General features: G+C 44.7%; 20 protein-coding genes and 1 other annotated feature. Of the genes, 2 read left to right on the forward strand and 18 right to left on the reverse strand.

Annotated elements, in window-relative coordinates:
• Window positions 1-42: 42 nt before the first annotated feature.
• Both ACG3M1_RS14510 and ACG3M1_RS14515 read right to left on the reverse strand, forming a co-directional pair.
• The gene (locus ACG3M1_RS14510; protein ID WP_002610425.1) at window positions 43-615 is read right to left on the reverse strand and encodes a chromate transporter; all 573 of its coding nucleotides are present in this window, start codon (window positions 613-615) and stop codon (window positions 43-45) included.
• Window positions 612-1,187: a chromate transporter gene (locus ACG3M1_RS14515; RefSeq protein ID WP_002610423.1), complete on the reverse strand. Its 576-nt coding sequence runs from the start codon at window positions 1,185-1,187 to the stop codon at window positions 612-614. The genes ACG3M1_RS14510 and ACG3M1_RS14515 overlap by 4 nt, the downstream gene beginning before the upstream one ends.
• A 93-nt stretch (window positions 1,188-1,280) precedes the next feature.
• Between ACG3M1_RS14515 and ACG3M1_RS14520 the strand changes: the two genes are divergently transcribed.
• Window positions 1,281-2,177, forward strand: a complete 897-nt coding sequence (locus ACG3M1_RS14520; RefSeq protein WP_009271009.1) for a LysR family transcriptional regulator — start codon at window positions 1,281-1,283, stop codon at window positions 2,175-2,177.
• 144 nt (window positions 2,178-2,321) lie between these two features.
• On the opposite strand, the gene ACG3M1_RS14525 is transcribed toward ACG3M1_RS14520, so the two are convergent.
• From ACG3M1_RS14525 to ACG3M1_RS14560, 8 genes are all read right to left on the reverse strand, one after another.
• Window positions 2,322-2,555 (reverse strand): hypothetical protein, encoded by a 234-nt coding sequence (locus tag ACG3M1_RS14525; protein WP_002610418.1) that lies wholly within the window; start codon window positions 2,553-2,555, stop codon window positions 2,322-2,324.
• 718 nt (window positions 2,556-3,273) lie between these two features.
• Window positions 3,274-4,425, reverse strand: coding sequence for an amidohydrolase (locus ACG3M1_RS14530; protein WP_008817573.1), 1,152 nt, complete (start codon window positions 4,423-4,425; stop codon window positions 3,274-3,276).
• A 24-nt stretch (window positions 4,426-4,449) separates the two neighbouring features.
• Entirely contained in the window at window positions 4,450-5,529 is a 1,080-nt protein-coding gene (gene leuB / locus ACG3M1_RS14535) for a 3-isopropylmalate dehydrogenase (RefSeq protein ID WP_008817574.1), read from the reverse strand.
• Window positions 5,530-6,024: a 3-isopropylmalate dehydratase small subunit gene (gene leuD, locus ACG3M1_RS14540; protein WP_008817575.1), complete on the reverse strand. Its 495-nt coding sequence runs from the start codon at window positions 6,022-6,024 to the stop codon at window positions 5,530-5,532.
• 2 nt (window positions 6,025-6,026) lie between these two features.
• Window positions 6,027-7,292 carry a 3-isopropylmalate dehydratase large subunit gene (leuC, locus tag ACG3M1_RS14545; RefSeq protein WP_009271010.1) on the reverse strand — a complete coding sequence of 422 codons (1,266 nt, stop codon included), beginning with the start codon at window positions 7,290-7,292 and terminating at the stop codon, window positions 6,027-6,029.
• Window positions 7,293-7,311: 19 nt separating this feature from the next.
• Entirely contained in the window at window positions 7,312-9,012 is a 1,701-nt protein-coding gene (gene leuA / locus ACG3M1_RS14550; protein WP_009271011.1) for a 2-isopropylmalate synthase, read from the reverse strand.
• 45 nt (window positions 9,013-9,057) lie between these two features.
• Window positions 9,058-9,315: a binding site (T-box leader), on the reverse strand.
• Window positions 9,316-9,480: 165 nt separating this feature from the next.
• Entirely contained in the window at window positions 9,481-10,200 is a 720-nt protein-coding gene (deoC, locus tag ACG3M1_RS14555; RefSeq protein ID WP_009271012.1) for a deoxyribose-phosphate aldolase, read from the reverse strand.
• A 144-nt stretch (window positions 10,201-10,344) separates the two neighbouring features.
• The gene (locus tag ACG3M1_RS14560) at window positions 10,345-11,985 is read right to left on the reverse strand and encodes an AAA family ATPase (protein WP_008817579.1); all 1,641 of its coding nucleotides are present in this window, start codon (window positions 11,983-11,985) and stop codon (window positions 10,345-10,347) included.
• A 145-nt stretch (window positions 11,986-12,130) separates the two neighbouring features.
• Between ACG3M1_RS14560 and ACG3M1_RS14565 the strand changes: the two genes are divergently transcribed.
• Complete coding sequence (locus tag ACG3M1_RS14565; RefSeq protein ID WP_008817580.1) at window positions 12,131-13,051, forward strand: class I mannose-6-phosphate isomerase; 921 nt, start codon at window positions 12,131-12,133, stop codon at window positions 13,049-13,051.
• Between the two features lie 74 nt (window positions 13,052-13,125).
• Here ACG3M1_RS14565 and ACG3M1_RS14570 read toward each other — a convergent pair whose 3' ends face one another.
• The 8 genes from ACG3M1_RS14570 to ACG3M1_RS14605 all read right to left on the reverse strand — a co-directional run bounded on the left by ACG3M1_RS14570 (window position 13,126) and on the right by ACG3M1_RS14605 (window position 19,689).
• Window positions 13,126-13,683, reverse strand: coding sequence for a GNAT family N-acetyltransferase (locus ACG3M1_RS14570; protein ID WP_008817581.1), 558 nt, complete (start codon window positions 13,681-13,683; stop codon window positions 13,126-13,128).
• A 129-nt stretch (window positions 13,684-13,812) separates the two neighbouring features.
• Window positions 13,813-14,085: a PD-(D/E)XK nuclease domain-containing protein gene (locus tag ACG3M1_RS14575; protein WP_009271013.1), complete on the reverse strand. Its 273-nt coding sequence runs from the start codon at window positions 14,083-14,085 to the stop codon at window positions 13,813-13,815.
• A gap of 111 nt (window positions 14,086-14,196) precedes the next feature.
• Window positions 14,197-14,547, reverse strand: a complete 351-nt coding sequence (locus ACG3M1_RS14580) for an AAA family ATPase (protein WP_257269470.1) — start codon at window positions 14,545-14,547, stop codon at window positions 14,197-14,199.
• The gene (locus ACG3M1_RS14585) at window positions 14,441-14,743 is read right to left on the reverse strand and encodes an AAA family ATPase (protein ID WP_009271015.1); all 303 of its coding nucleotides are present in this window, start codon (window positions 14,741-14,743) and stop codon (window positions 14,441-14,443) included. Before ACG3M1_RS14585 ends, ACG3M1_RS14580 begins: the two co-directional genes overlap by 107 nt.
• Window positions 14,744-14,804: 61 nt before the next feature.
• A complete protein-coding gene (locus ACG3M1_RS14590) occupies window positions 14,805-15,989 on the reverse strand; it encodes a HAMP domain-containing sensor histidine kinase (protein ID WP_009271016.1) in 1,185 nt (394 codons plus the stop codon).
• Window positions 15,973-16,656 (reverse strand): response regulator transcription factor, encoded by a 684-nt coding sequence (locus ACG3M1_RS14595; RefSeq protein WP_009271017.1) that lies wholly within the window; start codon window positions 16,654-16,656, stop codon window positions 15,973-15,975. The genes ACG3M1_RS14590 and ACG3M1_RS14595 overlap by 17 nt, the downstream gene beginning before the upstream one ends.
• Before the next feature lie 15 nt (window positions 16,657-16,671).
• Window positions 16,672-17,433, reverse strand: a complete 762-nt coding sequence (locus tag ACG3M1_RS14600; protein ID WP_009271018.1) for an ABC transporter ATP-binding protein — start codon at window positions 17,431-17,433, stop codon at window positions 16,672-16,674.
• Window positions 17,434-17,499: 66 nt separating this feature from the next.
• Window positions 17,500-19,689, reverse strand: coding sequence for an ABC transporter permease (locus ACG3M1_RS14605; RefSeq protein ID WP_395814279.1), 2,190 nt, complete (start codon window positions 19,687-19,689; stop codon window positions 17,500-17,502).
• Window positions 19,690-19,705: the final 16 nt, after the last annotated feature.

Raw genomic sequence — 19,705 nt, forward strand, 5'->3', positions numbered from 1 at the left:
GCTATCGTACTGCTGATTGTTACATCATGCGTGTAACAATCTCTAAAATGTAAGACTTCCGCTCAGCAAACCATAACCAACTGCCAGTACACCGCACAGCAGCATGACGGTAATCGGACTTTTTTTATATTTTCTCAACAGAAAGAAGCCCAGTGCAAACAGCAGCACACTTTCCAGATTAACATCTGCAAGCGATATCGCTTTTCCTCCCCAGAAGGCATCGATTCCCAGAGACACCCCCGCAGATGCAATCAAAGCAACCACCGCCGGACGAAGCCCTTTCAGCACTGCCTGAATCGCATCCAGCTGCCGGTATTTATAATACAGAAAGGACAGTGTCAGGACAATGATAAAGCTGGGCAGCACCACACCAAGAGATGCCACCAGTGCTCCCGGAAGCCCCGCAATCTTTGTCCCCACGAAGCTGGCGGCATTGATTGCAATCGGTCCCGGTGTCATCTGAGATATGGTCAGGATATCCGCAAATTCACGCATGCTCAGCCAGCCATGCATGGCGACGACCTGATCCTGAATAATCGGAAGCGCCGCATAGCCGCCGCCAATGCTCAAAAGCCCGATTTGCAGAAAGCTGAACAACAGCTGTAACAGTGTCATTGCAGACCACCCTCCTTCTTTATCGCACGCTCAATCAGATAGCCCAGTGCTCCGCATACGATTATGATAATAAGCAGATTGACATCAAACAAAACATTGCATACAAAGGCTGCCAGCATGATGAGCACATACACCTTCTGCGGCTGGCTCCAGACCTCCCGGCCCATCGTCCATACCACATCACAGATGGTCGCAACCACACCTGCCTGCATTCCAAACAGCATGACCTGTATCCAGCGTATCTGGATAAACGCCTCATAGCAATAGGATATCACCGTCAGAATCACAAGCGGAGGAAGTACTGTTCCTATGACTGCAACGATTGCCCCCGGGATACCGGCACAGCGATAGCCTATACTGATCGAGGCATTGACAGCGATTGCTCCGGGTGAGGATTGGGCGATAGCCACCAGATCCATCATCTCTCCCTCTTCAATCCAATGCAGATCCTCAACAAATTTCTTTCTCATCAGCGGTACGATCACATAGCCTCCACCAAAGGTACAGGCACTTAACATAAACACGGAAGAAAATAAAGTTCCGTACATTTTTGCATTTTTCTCCAATTTCATCACCTTCCCTACTATTATAGTCCTTGTCATTTCATAATGAAAATAGTATTATTATATATATTTAATAACATTTTATTATGAAAGGAGAATTTCATGACGCTACGACATCTCCGCATTTTTGTTGCGGTATGCACATGGGGAAGTATCACCAGAGCCGCAGAAAAGCTGCATATGGCACAGCCCTCGGTATCCCTTGCCATACGGGAGCTGGAGGAGTATTATCAGCTGCAGCTGTTTGACAGAATCTCACGCAAATTATATCTGACAGGTGATGGAGAGCGCTTTCTCAAATACGCCAGCCACATCACCTCCCTGTTTGATGAAATGGAAAACAGCATGGAACACTGGAGTGATATGGAAAGTATGTCCATCGGCTCGAGTATTACCATTGCCAACAGTCTGCTTTGTGAATGCCTGCACAGCTATAAGCTGGAGTATCCGAAGCGGCAGATACAGATTCTCATTGAAAATTCCATGATTCTTGAGGAGTCCATCGTTTCCAATCAGCTGGATTTGGCGCTGATTGAGGGAATTCCCACACATGAGCATATTCAGAAACTATCGTTTTTCAAGGATGAGCTTGCCGTCATCTGTGCCAGAGAGCATCCGCTGGCAGAAAAACAGAAGCTGTGTCTGCAGGATATTGCACAGGAACCGTTTTTGCTGCGGGAGAAGGGCAGCGGTACAAGAGAAATTCTGGATTCCATCATGAAGGTGCACGATATTCAACTGCATCCCATATGGGAGAGTGCCAGCACCCGTGCACTGGTTAAGGGGGTGCAGTTCGGCTTCGGTATCTCCATCCTGCCCTATCAGATGGTAAAGGCAGAGCTGGAGGCAGGCATTGTCACCCGTTTGTATTTATCGGATGTTTCCTTTCAGAGGGATTATTATATCATCTATCATGCAAACAAGCATCTGCATGCCGGCTTGATGGATTTTATCGCATCCTGCCGCCGGGTCTGTGCGAAGATTCAGGCAAAGGAATAAGCAATAGACATACAAAAACAGGCCTTGCAAAGGCTGCATGAGGTATACAAAAGAAGACTTCACCTTATTGTTTCGGGAAGTCTTTTGTGTGTATCTATTCGATTTGAATGAACGCGTAGCAGCATGCCTGTCGCGTAGTTTCCATCATGCCTGCATCCAGGATCGTAATGCTTCCTTCACCTCAGCTACAGCAGAAAATACAGCATTTGCTCCTGTAAGATACCGGTATACATAATTCCATTCCTCAACGGAGAATTTCGTATCCTCTATTTCCAGAATCATATCCGCATATTCCTGAAAAATCATCTTCTGTCGAAGATCAGAAATATAAGCAGCATCACAGTTATCAAATATATAATCCAGCAGTGCATCCTTCATGGCTTCGCCCCATTTCTTGTGTATATCTATAAAATTATACGTAAATAGACAGTGTGTTTTTTTATGATTTTCCCTCTATTTTCTTGAAAAATTGACCCTTTTCGCGAAAAATACGCCTATTTCATAAAGTATGCTTTTTTATATACATCCATTGATATTATAAAAGAATTGCACCTCATTTACAATATTTCCAATACAAAATACGAAAAAAATAGCAATTTCTGGCATGGATACGACTTTTTTACAGCTTTTTCTATTTTACACAGCTACAGCCAAAGCAAAAGGAAGCAGGGAAATCCTATATGACGATATTATTTAATGATTTCATATGAAGAACAGCCGTTTTGATTGTCATCTTATTTCCATAAGCTATATAATGAAACTGCTGCAGGCAACTGCACTTAACAGCGGCTTCTTAACTGTTCGCTGACTCCCCGAGCGCTTCTCCTGTTTTTGAAACAACTGATTATTCAATTTCATTGCTGAAGAAGAAATCATGCAGTACATATACCATAGCAGGTGATACATAAAAACGCACCATGCTCACAGAGGAACTGCTTATGATTCTGCTTTTTTAATGACTGCATCATCGTTTCCTAGTAATTGCTTTAACCGAATTTCCGATCTGTCTGAGCTTTCATATACAAAAGGAGCGCTTTTGGCCTTAACAACCGAAGCGCTCTTTCCTATATCGAGATTACTTTTATGAATGAACAGCCTATGCCTTCTGATAAGCGATTTCCCCGTTGATAATGGTATAGCGGATAACGTTTTGTATATCCAGCAAAGAGCTGTCACAGATGATGATATCCCCGTCCTTGCCCTCTTCAATGCTGCCGATGCGTTTCTCCAGTCCAAGGATTTTTGCAGGATTGATGGTGATGGCTTTTAATGCCTCCTCTTCCGGCAGACCGTCCTTCATGGCAAGTGCTGCACATAACGGCAGATATTCCTGCGGTACGACCGGTGAATCCGTCGTAATGGCGATCAGGATTCCTTCCCTGCACAGAACACCCGGCGTTGTAAAGGATTTGTTTGCCAGCTCGAATTTTGATTTATGGGTCAGGGATGGTCCGACGATAGCCGGATATCCGCTTGCCTTCACCTGTGCCTTGATAACCTCCCCATCCGTGCAATGATCCAGTGTCACATTGACATCGAATTCCTTAGCGATACGAATCACCGTCAGGATATCGTCCGCACGATGTGCGTGACATTTTAACGGCAGCTCCTTTTTGACAACCGGAATCATCGCCTCCAGCTTCATATCATAGGACGGCATTTTCAGTGGATCGTTGTTAGCGGCTTCCTTTTTTGCGATGTATTCCTTGGTCTTTGCCAGCGTTTCCCGCAGCAGCGCTGCAATGTTCATTCTGGTTTTGATGCGGCTGTCCTGATAGACACGCTTTGGATTCTCCCCAAAGGCACACTTCATCGCCACCGGATTCTGTACGACCATTTCATCAATGCTGACGCCGTGTGTTTTATAGGCCATGAAGGTACCACCGATGACATTGGCGCTTCCAGGACCTGCGGCCACCGTGGTGATTCCGGCATTGCGGGCATTGATAATCGTTTCATCCAGTGGGTTACAACCGTCGATGGCACGCACCTGCGGCGTAATCGGATCACTCATTTCATTAACATCATCACCTTCTCCGCGAATGGCGCTTTCCTCCATTCCCAGATGACAGTGAGCTTCAATCATTCCAGGGAACACCTGTTTTCCGGATGCGTCGATGATCAGTTCTCCGGTTTCCTCTTTCAGATTTTCACCGATTGCGGCAATTTTTCCATTTTGCACGCGAATATCCGCCTGTATGGTTCCGGCAGCGGCCATTGTATGAATCCTTCCATTCTTAATTAACATCTTGTCTGCTCTCCTTTGCACTTCCTATGCGTTTGTTATCAGTTCCGCAATCGTATCTCCCATCTGGGAACATGTCCGGTATGTTTTTCCATCCTCCATGATATCCTTTGTGCGATATCCCAGACGAAGTGCCGCTTCCACAGCCTCTTCGATTTCCGCAGCTTCCTGATCCATGTCAAAGGCATATTTCAGCATCATGCCTGCGGCCAGTATCGTGCCGATCGGATTGGCGATATTCTGCCCTGCGATATCCGGCGCAGAGCCGTGAATCGGCTCATACATACCGCGCTTTGTTTCCCCCAGGGATGCACTGGGGATCAGACCGATGGAGCCGGTGATCATGCTGGCCTCATCACTCAGGATATCCCCGAACATATTCTCTGTCACAACGACATCAAACTGGGATGGATCCTTCACAATCTGCATAGCGGCATTATCCACCAGCATATGTGTAAGGGTTACATCCGGATACTCTTTTGCGACTTCACTTACGATTTTACGCCATAAACGGGAGGTGTCAAGTACATTCGCCTTATCGACGGAAATAACACGGTTTCCCCTTTTACGCGCCGTCTGAAATGCCGTATGGGCAATTCTTTCGATTTCATGCGCATAGTAGCACATATTGTCACTGGCATACAGCTCTCCGTTTTTTTCCACCGTGCTTTTTTCTCCAAAATACACACCGCCGATCAATTCCCGAACGACCATAAAATCAATTCCGTTTGCGACGATATCCTTACGCAGCGGAGAGGCATCGGATAGCTCCTTAAAGATTTTTGCAGGACGCAGATTGGCATACAGACCAAGCTCCTTGCGAATGCTTAACAATGCTTTTTCCGGACGGATAGAAGGATCGACATGATCCCACTTCGGTCCGCCGACTGCCCCCAGCAGCACGCTGTCGCTGGCAAGCGCCGCATCCAGGCTTTCCTTTGGCAGTGAGGTTCCGTATTTATCAATGGCGCAGCCTCCGGCATCCACTTCCGTGTAGACAAATCTGTGTCCGTATTTCTTTGCGATGACATCCAGAACCTTCACCGCCTCTTTGACAATTTCCGGTCCAATTCCATCTCCCGGTATTACCGCGATATGCTTCTCCATTTACTTTCCCCCCTGCTCTTTAATGGCATTTAACAATCCGTTGTGCTGCATGATGTTTTGAATAAACGCAGGAAACGGCTGTGCCTGATAGGTTTCGTTTTTTGTTTTATTTATGATTTCTCCGGTATCGAAGTTGATTTCCACCTCATCCTTATCATCAATGCGCTCACTTGCCTCCACACATTCCAGGATCGGCAGACCGATGTTGATCGCATTGCGGTAAAAGATACGCGCAAAGCTTTTTGCGATCACACAGGAGATACCGCTTGCCTTAATGGCAATCGGTGCATGTTCACGGCTGCTTCCGCAACCGAAATTAAAGCCTGCCACCATGATATCGTTCACTTTGATTTTCTTTACAAAGTCCGCATCAATATCACACATGCATTTTTCTGCCAGCTCCTTAGGATCACTGGTATTCAGATATCTTGCGGGAATGATGACATCGGTATCGACATTATCCCCGTATTTATGTGCTGTTCCATTTGCATTCATGCTTACGCTACCTCCTTTGGTGCTGCGATTCTGCCCATAATGGCACTGGCTGCCGCAACAGCCGGGCTTGCCAGATATACCTCGGAATCTACATGCCCCATCCGACCGACAAAGTTCCGGTTCGTTGTCGCTACACAGCGTTCATTTTCCGCCAGTATTCCCATATAGCCGCCCAGGCATGGACCACACGTTGGTGTGGATACCACGCAGCCTGCATCGATGAAGATTTCCGTATAACCCAGTTGTATGCACTGCTTGTAAATTTCCTGTGTTGCCGGAATGATGATGGCACGCACTCCTTTTGCCACATGCTGACCCTTCAGAATCTGTGCAGCCTCTGCCATATCGGATAGCCGTCCGTTGGTACAGGAGCCGATGACAACCTGATCAATCCTCACAGGCTCTTTGATTTCATCCATCGTTCTGGTGTTTTCCGGCAGGTGCGTGAAGGCTACCGTATGGGTGATCTGGCTCAAATCCAGATGATACACATTGCAATACTCTGCGTCCGCATCTGCTTCATAGGTAACATATGGACGGCTTACACGATCCTTGACATAAGCCTCCGTAATCTCATCGAAGGCGAAAATTCCGTTTTTGGCACCGGCTTCGATTGCCATGTTTGCCATGCATAAGCGATCATCCATGCTCAGACTCTGTAAACCGATACCGCTGAATTCCATCGATTTATACAAGGCGCCATCCACACCGATCATGCCGATGATGTGTAAAATGACATCCTTTCCACTGACATGCGGTGCGAGCTTTCCACGCAGATCAAATTTGATAGCTTCCGGAATTTTAAACCAGCATTTGCCGGTAGCCATGCCTGCGGCCATATCCGTACTGCCCACACCGGTGGAGAAAGCGTTCAGCGCTCCGTACGTGCACGTATGGGAGTCCGCACCGATGATGCATTCCCCAGGTCCTACGATCCCCTTCTCCGGAAGCAGGGCATGCTCGATTCCCATTTCCCCGACATCGTAAAAGTGCTCGATGTTCTTCGCATAGGCAAAGGTACGGCATGCCTTGCACTGCTGTGCTGCCTTGATATCCTTGTTTGGCGCAAAATGATCCATAACCATGCTGATTTTTCCCGGATCAAACACCTGTGAAAAGCCGTATTTTTCAAATTCCTTAATAGCAACCGGTGATGTGATATCATTTCCCAGTACCATATCCAGATTCACTTCGATCAGCTGTCCTGCCTCCACGTGATCCAGACCGGCATGTGCTGCCAGAATCTTCTGTGTCATTGTCATTCCCATAATGGTTTTCCTCCTGCTGTTATTGTTTAAGCCTCTGCTTTTTTTCTGCCTCGCGGCGCTGTGCGACTGCCCGGTTGATGGCTGAGAATAATGCCTGTACACTGGATGCGATGATATCATCATGCAGTCCCACACCCCACTGATTCTTTTTGCGGCAGTCGATGATTTTCACATAGGATACCGCTCTGGACGAGGACCCCTTGCTTAATGCATGCTCCTTGTAATCCAGTATGTCAAAGGTCAGCTCCATATTGTCACGCAGCGCATTGCTGACGGCATCCAGACGACCGTTTCCCGTAGCAGTGATAAACTGCGTTTTTCCTTCATAGGTGATATTCATCGTTACGGTTACAATATCTCCCTGACGGACAAAGTGATAATCATTGAGCGCATACGGCGCATTGACATTCATGTATTCCTTCTGGAACAGATCGTTGATCTCATTTGGCAGCAGCTCCTTGTGCTCATGGTCGGATACATCCTTCATATAATAGCCAACCTGCTCGCGCATATCGGATGGCAGATCATAGCCGTAGTATTCCTCGAGCATGTAGCCGATGCCGCCCTTACCGGATTGCGAGTTGATGCGGATAACATCTGTTTCATAGACACGTCCGACATCTCTTGGATCGATTGGCAGATACGGTACCGTCCAGTGATCAGGATCCTGGGCATCACGGTAATGCATGCCTTTGGCAATGGCATCCTGATGAGAGCCGGAGAAGGCTGCGAATACCAGCTGACCGGCATAGGGCTGACGCATGTGTACCTGCATACGGGTACAGCGCTCATAAACCTCGACAATGTGCGGCATATCCGTGAAGTTCAGCTCAGGATCGATTCCCATCGCATACATGTTCATTGCAAGTGTAATAATATCCACATTTCCGGTACGCTCCCCGTTGCCAAACAGCGTTCCCTCGATGCGGTCCGCACCTGCCAGAATACCCATTTCCGTATCAGCAACGCCACACCCGCGGTCATTGTGCGGATGCAGGGATACGATAACATTCTCACGATAGTTCATATGCTTGCACATGTATTCAATCTGCTGTGCATAAATATGCGGCATACTCATTTCCACAGTCACCGGCAAATTGATGATGACCTTGTTGTCCGCAGTTGGCTGCCATATATCCAATACGGCATTGCAGACCTCCAGGGCATAGTCCACCTCTGTTCCGGTAAAGCTTTCCGGTGAGTATTCAAAGCGGTAATTGCCGCCGTCCTCTTCTGTCAGCTTCTTTAACAGCTTGGCCCCCTCCACAGCGATATTCAGAATTTCTTCCTTTGATTTTTTGAACACCTGCTCGCGCTGTGCCAGAGATGTGGAATTGTATAAATGAATCACCGCATTTTTTGCGCCCTTAACAGCTTCAAAGGTTCTGCGGATGATATGCTCTCTTGCCTGTGTCAGTACCTGAACCGTTACATCCTCCGGAATCAAATCCTCATCGATCAGCTTGCGCAGAAATTCAAATTCCGTCTGACTGGCTGCCGGAAAGCCGATTTCAATTTCCTTAAAGCCAACCTCTACAAGCAGCTGGAAAAACTCGATTTTTTCATCCAGACTCATCGGTATGATCAATGCCTGATTGCCATCCCGCAAATCCACGCTGCACCATTGGGGTGCTTTTTCTATATATTCTTTCCCTGCCCAGTCCATGCATGGCTCCGGTGGTAAAAAATACTGTCGTTTGTACTTCTGATATCCTTCCATCATCCTGTCCTCCTTTTTGTAACAAAAAAAACTTCCATCTCTATCCTAAGAGACGGAAGTTTATCACCAATTCCGCGGTACCACTCTTGTTGAATGATGAAAAGCATCATTCCCCTCACATATCCAGACTTCGAATATGTTCTCACGATAACGTGTGAGCAGACGGTAACGTTTACTGACATCGTGTGATGTGTTCAGGTTACAGCTTACGGGTGAGTGGATAAGATTTCTGCTCCGCTTTTCACCAGCCAGCGGCTCTCTACAGCAGAAGGTTCCTATGCTGGTCCCGATCCTTGCCTTTGGTTTTGTAGTCACTAACAAAAGGATATAGCATTTTTTGTAAATTGTCAATGTATTTCTGTAATTCCGTTACATTATTTTGTGAAAATATTTTCATATTTTTTTCATCACGGCTTGCTGTTTTATCACAGAAGACAGCTGTGCTCATATCATGGAACCACAGGGATACTAATATTCTTCCGGTATTGCGATATAACCGCTGTGCTTGAAGGCCTCCGTCTGCAGCTCCCTGACAATGGATACCCCTGCACTTGTCCCAATACGCAACGCTCCACTGGAAACCATTTTTTTGAATGTACGTGCATCCCGTATTCCTCCGGAGGCTTTTACCTTGACTGCGGTACCGACACACCTGCGCATCAGTGCCACATCCTCTGCAGTAGCTCCTGCGCTTCCAAAGCCGGTTGAGGTTTTCACAAAATCCGGTTTGACAGCCACCGCAATTTTACACATCTGTTTGATTTCATCCTTTGTCAGATAACAGGTTTCCAAAATGACCTTGCACAGCTTTCCATTGTTTCTGCATACCGTGACGATTTGCTGCATTTCCTCTTTTACATACTCCCAGTTTCCGGCCTTAACTTCCGTTAAATTGATCATGTAATCAATTTCATCCGCTCCGTTTTGTATGGCATCCTCCGCTTCAAACACCTTGGCAGCGATTGTTGTCTGTCCCAGCGGAAAGCCGATTGCAGCTCCCACATGAATATCACTGTCCCGTAAGTATTCCGCACATAATGCGGTTTGTGAGGAATTGATGGCAGCCATCGCGAAATGATATTCTCTGGCTTCCTTACACAGCTTTTCCATCTGTTTGCGTGTTGCATCTACCTTGACATAGGTATGATCAATCATCCTTGCCAGTTCTTCTACTGTCCATCGTTTCATAAGTATCTCCTATCCAGAAAAGTCCTGCCTTTTCTTATTGATATATCACACCCCTGTTGTTACCTAGAAGGAAGGGGGATCCTGTAGATGAAATGCTTACTTCAATGCGATATGCTGATTTCAATTCTTATAAATCTAAGCATTTTACTTCGCCAGCATAATTACGCAGGTTTTCTTATAAAAAGCAATCCCATATCCTATAATATCCGTATATCCTCTTTCCTGTAAACCATCGATATAGTTCATTTCCCTGATCTGATGACATGCTCTTTGTGCGGTTATTTCTATATCCTTTTCTTTTGTTGCAACCTTAACTTCAAGCACAAGTCCTCTTTTTTTCTTATAAGCCGGTAGTACCATGATATCACTACGGCCATTACCGGTTTCCTGATTGGATACGATTTGATAATCACTGAGCATACCGACCAACATTCCATGATAAAATTTTTCATCATAATCGAAATAGCTTATGGATTTAAACAATATGGTATTCAAAACTTCATTTGCGGTTTCCACATCTTCTTTCATGAATGCATCAACCAATGTTCTGCTCTTTGCTTTAACCTGCTCCTGAAACCATTCTTCAAATATCAAGGTATAGATTCGGTTGATTTCCTTATTCGGTATCATAAGCTGATATACTGCTTTATCTTTATCGACACACGCTATCGCTTTCAGATAGCCTGTGAACAGCAGAAAACTGTAAATGTTGTTTATCTGATCCATCTCACGATAGGTTAGTTCATATCTTACCGTTTGTGTAATCCTTCCACCAGATGTCAGCGTATCAAAATCCGTTCTCATTTGTGAATCGGCTTTCTGAATGTATTGATATATAATATCATTCCCACTCGTATTCGCCCAGAAAGATTCCGGTACATCATTTCCCTGCAGGATTTTCAGCACATATTTCAGTACGCTCCATGGATTGTATATCTCTTTGTTTCCAAACAGATAACCGTCATACCACTCTTTTACGGTTTGTCCATATGATTTTAAATGATAGTACTCTAAAAGCTTTAGTGTTTCTTCCGGTGTGAACCCAAAGCAGGTACTGGATGGTTCTTCCGTAATGGAATACACATTGAAATTATTTAATCCTGTGAAAATACTCTCTTTCGCAATTCTCAAGCATCCGGTAAGGATTCCCTTCTCCAGAGCATCATTTGTTTTTAAAGCAGCACTGAATATACCGCTTAAAAAGTCTGCCATTTCATCATAATATCCGTTTAAATATGCACTTTGTAATGGAACATCATATTCATCTATTAAAAGAATCACATTCTTATGGTAATGCTGCTTCAGGCATACACAAAGAAATTTTAATGCATTCTGTAAGTCCACATCACTCTGTGTGCGGCGTGAGTAAGCGACAAGCTGCTCTTTATCGAAGGTGCTTACTTCCTCACTATCGAGTAATTCCTTATTATTTCTGACAATCTCCTGAATCAGGATTGCGAACATTGCTTTTTGATTTTCGAAAGAGACTTGTTTCATATCTTTCAGAGTTATGAAGATGACCGGATACTGATTCTGATATCGTAGAATCTCTGCATCCTTTGTGATATGCAGACCATCAAAAAGATAAGCATTCTCCTTCTGCTTTAATGAGAAAAAATAATAAAGCATATTCATATTCAGAGTTTTACCAAAACGTCTGGGTCTTGTATATAATGCGACCTTTTCTTTGCACACATCCTTTATAAACAGTGTCTTATCTACATAATAATATTCACCATCAATCAATTCTTTAAAACTTTCAATGCCAATTGGTATATGCTTCATAGGTATCAGCTCCTGTAGCTATATTATATCACGGCAGCTGTGACAGATAAAAGAGAATTACGTTCTTTATGTTGGTACCACTATATTCTGATAGTGAGATATGCTACAATCACTGTAGATATGGAAAAGTTAGGAGGTTCTTGTTATGTATATTGTACGTCCCGTTACAATGGAAACCCTATGGGGAGATACACGTCTGCATGCCTATCAGGGAGATCGTGCTGCTCAGACGATTGGCTGTGTGTATACACTGAGTGGAATCGATGGAATCGACTGTGAAATTTATAATGAAAAGGAGGAAACAACCCTTCGCAGGGCAGTCAAGGAGAATCCTGCTGTCTTTGGTCTTGAAGATGGTGAGGAATTTCCTTTGATCATCGCTTTTGATTCCTGTGCACAGGATGTCAGCTTTCAGATTCATCCAACCGATACCTATGCAAAGGAGCAGCTGCAATTGCCCTATGGAAAAAGCGAGGCCTGGTATTTCATAGAGAAGCCAAGTGAGGGTTGGGTGTATGCCGAGAACAAAGCGGGTCATCGAGCAGCTGTTGAAGCTGCGCTGCAAAAGAGAGATTTTCATGGTGTCATTGATCACATACCCGTTTCTGAAAATGACCTTGTGTATATCCGAAGCGGCATGATGCATGCCCTTACCGCAGGGTCCTTGATCTATGAGATTCAACAGTCCACCAACATCACCTACCGCTTATATGATTATGAGCGAAAGGATATGCATGGTCATACAAGACCACTCCATGTGAAGGAAGCACTTGCGAATCTGGATTCCTCCCTGCATGTCCAAAAACAGAACTTTTCAGAAGGAAGCAGCTTCGACCAGCGGGAGTTCTCTTTGCGACACCTCACCTTATCCGGCAGCTATACGAATACATATTCCATCGCATCCGTGATATCCGTGGTTTCCGGCAGTCTTCAGGTAGATACCTTTACCGTGTTACGGGGTGGTAGTATCCTTGTTATGCCAGAGGAATGCATTCAGCTTACAGGAAGTGCAGAATGCATCATTGCGGCAGCCCATCCGTATTGGAGAGCGCAGGATCAGGAATGAAAGAAGCTACAAAAAACGTGTATATCAGAACTTTGGTTCCAGTATACACGTTTTCGTTTTTTATATTAGACCTCTTATAGCTTTCGCAGATAATAATTCTGATAAAGTGTGCCATCCCAGCCGACCAGCGACTCCTTTGATGGGGAAAATCCCATTTCCAGCAATACAGCCCTGCGTTTTTCTGCTTCCTGTACACATTTGGTTATAACCTGTGTACACTGAAACAAATCACGGATATGCGGCAGAATCAAAGAAAGGATCTCTTGAAGACAGGATTGTTCTTCATATTTGCTTAAAAGATCAAGACGCAGTACAGCTGTATTGTCATAGGCGTCATTCGCCGAACGTTTAAAAAGCTCCATCGTCCCGATTGCAGTCGAGGAAGTACAATCCAGAATACTCCAGCGAACAAACCCTTCTCTATGGTATTCCATAATCCAGTAATTGATTGCCTGTTCCATCCGTACTCTGCTCGTATAATAAAAATCATCTTCACAATTATCACAATTGCAAAGAGCAACTGTTTTTGGATCGCTGTATACCTTTAATAAATCATTCACATCACTCTGTTTTACGAATCGAATACGATAATTTTCATTTTGATAGATAGGACATTGTCTATATGGATTCATTGCATTCTCCTTTCTGTCACATAATTGTTATGCTTGTGACAAAACCATCATAACAAAAAAACTGCGACAGCGTTATGTCTCAGTTTTCATGAACTTCAGATTATTCACACATTGCATAGTAAATAAACATTATGGAAGTGCTACAATCAAACATGACTTCTTATAAAATGCAATTCCATATCCTACGATATCTGTATATTCTTTCTTTTGCAAACCCTTTAGATACTGCTTTTCCTTTATCTGCTCACATGCCTGAACTGCTGCATGTTCCATCTCTTCCTCTTTTGAGGCTACTTTTAATTCCAGCAGGAACCCCCGTTTCTTCTTATAGAACGGAAGCACCGCAAGATCGAACCTTCCCAACCCGGATTCCTGATTTGAAAGAATCTGATAGTTGTTCATTTGTTTTCAATGCTGCACTGAAGATACCGCCAAGAAAATCAGTCATTTCTTCATGATAAGCATTTAAATACGCATTTTGCAAAGGTACATTACGCCTTGGGCGGGCAGCGCCTATTCATCTATCAGAATAATTACTTTCTTCTGATAATGTTTATATAGACATTGACTTAAAAAGCGCAATCCATTTTTTAAGTCAGCAATGTTCACATCACCTTCCTGATAGCATATGAGAAGTTTTTTATCAATATCATCCAGTCGCTCACTTGTAAGTAAATCCTTATATTTACCTATCAGCTTCCGTATGATCACTTTGAAAATATCGATCTGATTTTGAAACCTGATTTCCTTCATATCCTTAAGTGTTATCAGGATAACCGGATACTGATTTTGATATTGCACTGCAATCTTGTTTTTGGTAATGTTTAACCCGTTGAAAAGGTACGCGTTTTCTTTTTGTTTGATTGAGAAAAAATAATAGAGCACGCCTGGGCGGGCAGCGCCTACTCATGTTCAACGTTTTCCCGAATCTTCGCGGTCTGGTATACAGAACAACTTTTTCTTTCAGTACATCCTGAATAAACATGGTTTTATCTATGTAATAATATTGATGATCGACCAATTCTTTAAAGTCTTCTACACCGATCGGCAAACGCTTCATGTCATCAGCTCCTTAATGGTATTATACCAAGTGATTGGAAAATCTCAATCCTGTTACTGGCCTATAATGTACCAAGCACAAGATGAAAGCTCACACTCCCCTGTTCCTGTGTCATAAAAATATCGCCATCCATTTTCTGCATCAGCTGCTTGCAGATATACAAGCCCAGACCGTTTCCTGCATGGCTGTTAACATTGTTTCCCCGATAAAAGCTTTGAAAGATAGCACCGGCATCACTTTGCTCAATATAGGAGCCGGAATTTTCTAGTTTCAGTATACTGTGATGATCTTCTTCATAAAAGGACACGTGAATCCATTTTCCATCTCCGTATTTCATCGCATTATCAACAATATTGCCAATAACTTCACGTAACCTTGTCAAGTCTGTATAGACCAGCTGATCCTTACAGGGGGATTGCTCATAGGATATCAGTGCCAGTTCAATGCGCTCTTGTTCCCGCCTCAGCAAGACTTCCACATCATGGAGATAGACCTCTTCCATATGTACATCAAAATCAAACAAATCTTCATTGCTCGTATGCATGATTTCCTTTACATACTGATCGATTTTATCACAATTTTCATACAGACGCTCACAGATCAGCTCTTCCGAATACAGGTGCTCCTTCATTGCGTCCGTATACAGGCGGATGTTGGAAAGCGGTGTCTTAATATCATGGGAAAGAGAGGCAATCATTGTCTGCTTTTCCTTCATCAGCGCTGTTTCTTTTTCCTCATGATGGCGCAGCTCCTCCTTCATCACATCAATTGCCCAGATGAATTTGCCGAAGAATCGATGCTTCTGCTGGGGCAGCTCATACGTGAAATCTCTGTTTTTCAAAGCTGTTGCCATAGCCTCCATATTATGAAAGGGCTGTATAATCTGCCGGCGGATATAGAATAGAAGATAGACAACAAGCAATATGACACCAAGCAGGGTGGTATTGATAATCCAGAAGATTGAGGACGGTATGCGCTGTACACGATAGGTAAAGCGATAGAAGCTGCCCTCCTGCTTTGCCGGAAGAAGCACACTTCTTGTACGGGAGCGGTCCATATAGGATTGCATGGAGGTCTTCTTCAGTTCAAGCAGTTCAACCTGAATTTTTGCCATGCGATTGATTTCTACCAGTGCTTCATCCGGGATTGTTTCATCCCGCAGCCATAAGAGTAGTCCGTTTAATCCTACCAGAAGCAGCAGAAGCAGTGCCGGGACAAGCACGGTCAGCCTATTCCATGCCTTCATAGCGGTAGCCTACTCCCCATACAGTAATCAGCCGCTTTGGATGACGCGGATCGGTTTCTATTTTTTCACGCAGTGTATTGACATGTGTCGTCAGCGTGGACAGCTCACTTTCAGAGGCATCAGTCCAGATTGCGGAAAATATATAGTCCTTACGCAGCGTTGTATGCCTTTTTCTCAGCAGCAGAACCAGCAACTCAAACTCCTTTACAGAGAGGGCCAGCTGCTTTCCTTTCAATGTCACATTTCGCCGCTCGATGTCTACCAGAAGATCATCGTCCTTCAGCACATTGCGCTCCTCCTGCATTTCATAGCCTCTTCTCAGCTGAGCTTTGATTTTAGCCAGCATAACAGCCATGGCAAAGGGCTTTTCCACATAATCATCCGCTCCCAGCTCATAGCCCAGCAATTGATCGCTTGTCTGCGTTCGTGCACTCATGATGATAATGGGAAGATTGCTGCTTTGTCTGGCCTGCGTACAAATGCGAAAGCCGTCCATATCCGGCAGCATGATATCAACGAGAAGAAGACGCACCTTCTCCTGCTGTAAGAGTGTAAGTGCGTCATCTCCCCGCTGTACACAGCGTGTCTGATATCCCTCATGCAGCAGAAACCGCTCTAATACATCCCGCAGTTCATCATTATCCTCAACAACAAGAATATCAATCATACACACGCCCCCCTTCTACCAGCCCTTTTCCATCAGCCAGTTGTATACCTTTTTTTCCCGTTCCTTCAACTCATCCGCATGCTTCAGCATACCGATATCGAGATTGCTTTCAATTTTCCCATCATTGATATAGCAGATGCGCTGTGCATAGGAAGCCACCTTCACATCATGGGTTACCATCAGAATCGTCGTTCCCTGCTCGTGTACCTTTGAAAACATATCCATGACTTCCTTCGCATTGGAGCTGTTTAACGCACCTGTAGGCTCATCCGCAAACAGAATCTGCGGCTGATTGATCATTGCTCTGGCGATACAGGCACGCTGCAGCTCTCCACCGCTTACTTCCTGAATGCTATGCCCTGCAATCGAGGTAATCTGAAATTTCCGCAGCAGCTCATCCGCATAGGCATTGATTTCCTTATGCTTTCTTTTCTTTGCCATATAGCCGGGAAGTATCACATTGTCATAGATGTTCAGATTGTTTAGAAAATGCATCTGCTGGAAGATAAAGCCCATTTCATGCAGGCGCAGCTTCGCCATTTCCATTTCATTATACCTGCTGATTTCTTTATGGTCAAATTCCACTGTTCCCGAGTTGATATGATCCATACCGCTGATGGTATACAGCAGGGTGGATTTACCGCTGCCGCTTGGTCCCATGACGGCGATGAATTCTCCTTTGTGAATGGAAAGATCCACATTGCGCAGGACATGATTCTGCTTTTTATTTACGACAAAGCTTTTGCATAGCTGTCTGACCTCTATTATTGTTTCCATACATATTCTCCTCCTTATGAATCACACCGCTGTATTTATATGCTTTTAATACGGTACCGAAAAATTTTATTCCTCACTCAAATCTTTAATATTCCATGCCGGTATGGTGCGATTGACAATCCATTGCGCTGTTATAGCGGACATGATGAACAGCAGCGGATACAGGACATACATATTGAGTCGAGCACTTCTCAGTTCTATGCTCCCCATACCCATGGATTCCATATACGTCTCCAGCAGTCCGTTCGCACAGAAGATGTGTAACAAAATTCCCAGCACTAGACCGCATAGTATCTGAATCATACAACGAGCAAACAGCCATTTGCGGATATTGCGTTTGGCATAGCCCATACTGCGCATCAGAGCAATCGCTTTTTTTGCACGCAGCATGTGCAGCTTGGAGAACAGTATTGTCAAAGCGAAGGTAATGACCAGAATGATCGTAATAATCAGATCCGACATCATGGTAATCTGCTGTGGCATATCTCCGCTGAAGGATTTCGTCATCTGCTTGCTGTCAATCAGCTTCAGACCCTTATACTCCTTTTTAATAGTTTCTGCGACCTGATGGCTGGTTAGCTCGTCCTGGGAAAGGTGAATCACCAGATAGCCGGTATATGCATACTCATATTCAATATCACCTGCGAGAATGTTGTTTCCCAGATTCATCATACTGCTGTAAATGCCGCTGATGAGGTAGGTATTTTTCTTTCCTTCGTATTCCATACTGATGGAGTCGCCGACAGTTTTTCCATAACGCTTTGCCAGTGTAGTGGAAAGTGCAAGCTCATTGGACAGCTTGGGAGCCTTGCCGTAATCAAAGGTGATTGTATTCCCATCGGCGCGTTTCATGAGGAAGACCGAGGTATTCAGACCATCATCGCTGAGAGATGCACTGGTCATGGTTTCAATATCAACGCGGATCTTCTCATCGTATACTTTCAAATCGTGGAGCACCATGGCACGCTTTTCTTCCAAATCCTTTACGCTGTTTCCCCCGTTTTGCTGGGAGTAGAGATCACCGATCGATATCTTCAGAATTTGCAAAAAAGTATCCTTCTGGAAGGCATCCTTAAGGGTTAGAGGGACGAGTACCAATACCATGCAGAAGGCATAGATAATGACCATCATGAGAAAGTGCTTTCTCTGTGCCATGAGATCGTTGAAGGCCAGAAATCTGTGAAGGCTATGAAGGCGGGTCTTGGCAAGTGTGAAGCGGGTGTGTTCCTTATAGGTCTCTCCTTCATTTCCTTTGCGGATGGCATCCATGGTGCTTTGTTTTTTTAGCTTTCGCAGTACAAGAGTCGTCACGGTATAGACAAGTGCCGGGATCAGGATAACAATGACCAGGGACAGATAGGTGCCTGTGTTCCCCGGCATAACAGGTACGACGCTGGCCTGCATGCTTTCCAGCAGCTCAGCAAACGGAATGGAGGCAAAGAACCCGATGATAACACCAATAAGCGTGATACTCATATATTTCATCAGATAGAGCGGCTTGATTTGAGAGTGCTGGAAGCCGATTGCTTTCATGATACCGATTTCTGCGTAGTTGCTTTCAATCTGAAAGAGGATGGTGAAACGAATGATGAGAAAGGACATGCATAGCAGAATGATGCCACTCATGAGAAGCATTGCACTGGTGCCGAGGCTGACTCCCATAAAGGAGAGTTCTGCAGTTTCTTTGTCTACGAGAATCGCATTGGGCAGGCCGGCCTTCTGCATGTCATATTCCAGCTGCTTTGTGTTTGGTCCGTCGTTCACCGAGAGTACCACAGCATGATCAATGTCCTGCGTGATATCATATTGAATTTGATAATCTGCAGGGTGCAGGATGATGCGTTTTTGTCCCATCATATCAGAGCCGTATACGGAATCACGTACAAAGCTGGTAATTTTATAGGTGTAGGTCCTGGTACCGCGCAAAATCTGGAAGGTGTCATTCAGCTGTAGATTCAGCTGATGCTTTATAGATAGCGGGATGCCGACCTCACCCGGTTGGATGTCCGGGGTTTTGTTGTTTTCATCGAATAGAAAATTATAGGTCTTTGGCAAGGTTGTCGCAAAGCAACCGGAGCTTTCCAGGTCGTTGGTACCATTGAAGCGCATAACACTCAGCGGCAGGGTGATAGCATGCTCGATTTGATATGCATCAATGTCTTTTGCTTTCATAAAGGCTCTGATTTTCTGTACATCTTTTTTTGTAATATTCATCATGGAAAAGTTATAGTCTGCCACCTTTCCCATATCGTCCATGAAGTAGGATATCTGG

Origin of the sequence: Clostridium sp. 10cd*, from assembly GCF_044336395.1 — a bacterium.
In the GTDB taxonomy this organism is placed as follows: Bacteria; Bacillota_I; Bacilli_A; order Erysipelotrichales; family Erysipelotrichaceae; genus Clostridium_AQ; species Clostridium_AQ innocuum.

What these genes read in the sequence shown, in the direction of transcription:
- leuB (WP_008817574.1), bottom strand. Translation starts at nt 5,529, where the DNA reads ATGGAGAAGCATATCGCGGTAATACCGGGAGATGGAATTGGACCGGAA.
- ACG3M1_RS14560 (WP_008817579.1), bottom strand. Translation starts at nt 11,985, where the DNA reads ATGAAGCATATACCAATTGGCATTGAAAGTTTTAAAGAATTGATTGAT.
- ACG3M1_RS14590 (WP_009271016.1), bottom strand. Translation starts at nt 15,989, where the DNA reads ATGAAGGCATGGAATAGGCTGACCGTGCTTGTCCCGGCACTGCTTCTG.
- ACG3M1_RS14600 (WP_009271018.1), bottom strand. Translation starts at nt 17,433, where the DNA reads ATGGAAACAATAATAGAGGTCAGACAGCTATGCAAAAGCTTTGTCGTA.
- leuA (WP_009271011.1), bottom strand. Translation starts at nt 9,012, where the DNA reads ATGGAAGGATATCAGAAGTACAAACGACAGTATTTTTTACCACCGGAG.
- ACG3M1_RS14525 (WP_002610418.1), bottom strand. Translation starts at nt 2,555, where the DNA reads ATGAAGGATGCACTGCTGGATTATATATTTGATAACTGTGATGCTGCT.
- ACG3M1_RS14570 (WP_008817581.1), bottom strand. Translation starts at nt 13,683, where the DNA reads ATGAATCCATATAGACAATGTCCTATCTATCAAAATGAAAATTATCGT.
- ACG3M1_RS14510 (WP_002610425.1), bottom strand. Translation starts at nt 615, where the DNA reads ATGACACTGTTACAGCTGTTGTTCAGCTTTCTGCAAATCGGGCTTTTG.
- ACG3M1_RS14595 (WP_009271017.1), bottom strand. Translation starts at nt 16,656, where the DNA reads ATGATTGATATTCTTGTTGTTGAGGATAATGATGAACTGCGGGATGTA.
- ACG3M1_RS14585 (WP_009271015.1), bottom strand. Translation starts at nt 14,743, where the DNA reads ATGAAGCGTTTGCCGATCGGTGTAGAAGACTTTAAAGAATTGGTCGAT.
- ACG3M1_RS14575 (WP_009271013.1), bottom strand. Translation starts at nt 14,085, where the DNA reads ATGAACAACTATCAGATTCTTTCAAATCAGGAATCCGGGTTGGGAAGG.
- ACG3M1_RS14520 (WP_009271009.1), top strand. Translation starts at nt 1,281, where the DNA reads ATGACGCTACGACATCTCCGCATTTTTGTTGCGGTATGCACATGGGGA.
- deoC (WP_009271012.1), bottom strand. Translation starts at nt 10,200, where the DNA reads ATGAAACGATGGACAGTAGAAGAACTGGCAAGGATGATTGATCATACC.
- ACG3M1_RS14530 (WP_008817573.1), bottom strand. Translation starts at nt 4,425, where the DNA reads ATGTTAATTAAGAATGGAAGGATTCATACAATGGCCGCTGCCGGAACC.
- ACG3M1_RS14605 (WP_395814279.1), bottom strand. Translation starts at nt 19,689, where the DNA reads ATGGACGATATGGGAAAGGTGGCAGACTATAACTTTTCCATGATGAAT.
- ACG3M1_RS14515 (WP_002610423.1), bottom strand. Translation starts at nt 1,187, where the DNA reads ATGAAATTGGAGAAAAATGCAAAAATGTACGGAACTTTATTTTCTTCC.
- ACG3M1_RS14565 (WP_008817580.1), top strand. Translation starts at nt 12,131, where the DNA reads ATGTATATTGTACGTCCCGTTACAATGGAAACCCTATGGGGAGATACA.
- leuC (WP_009271010.1), bottom strand. Translation starts at nt 7,292, where the DNA reads ATGGGAATGACAATGACACAGAAGATTCTGGCAGCACATGCCGGTCTG.
- leuD (WP_008817575.1), bottom strand. Translation starts at nt 6,024, where the DNA reads ATGAATGCAAATGGAACAGCACATAAATACGGGGATAATGTCGATACC.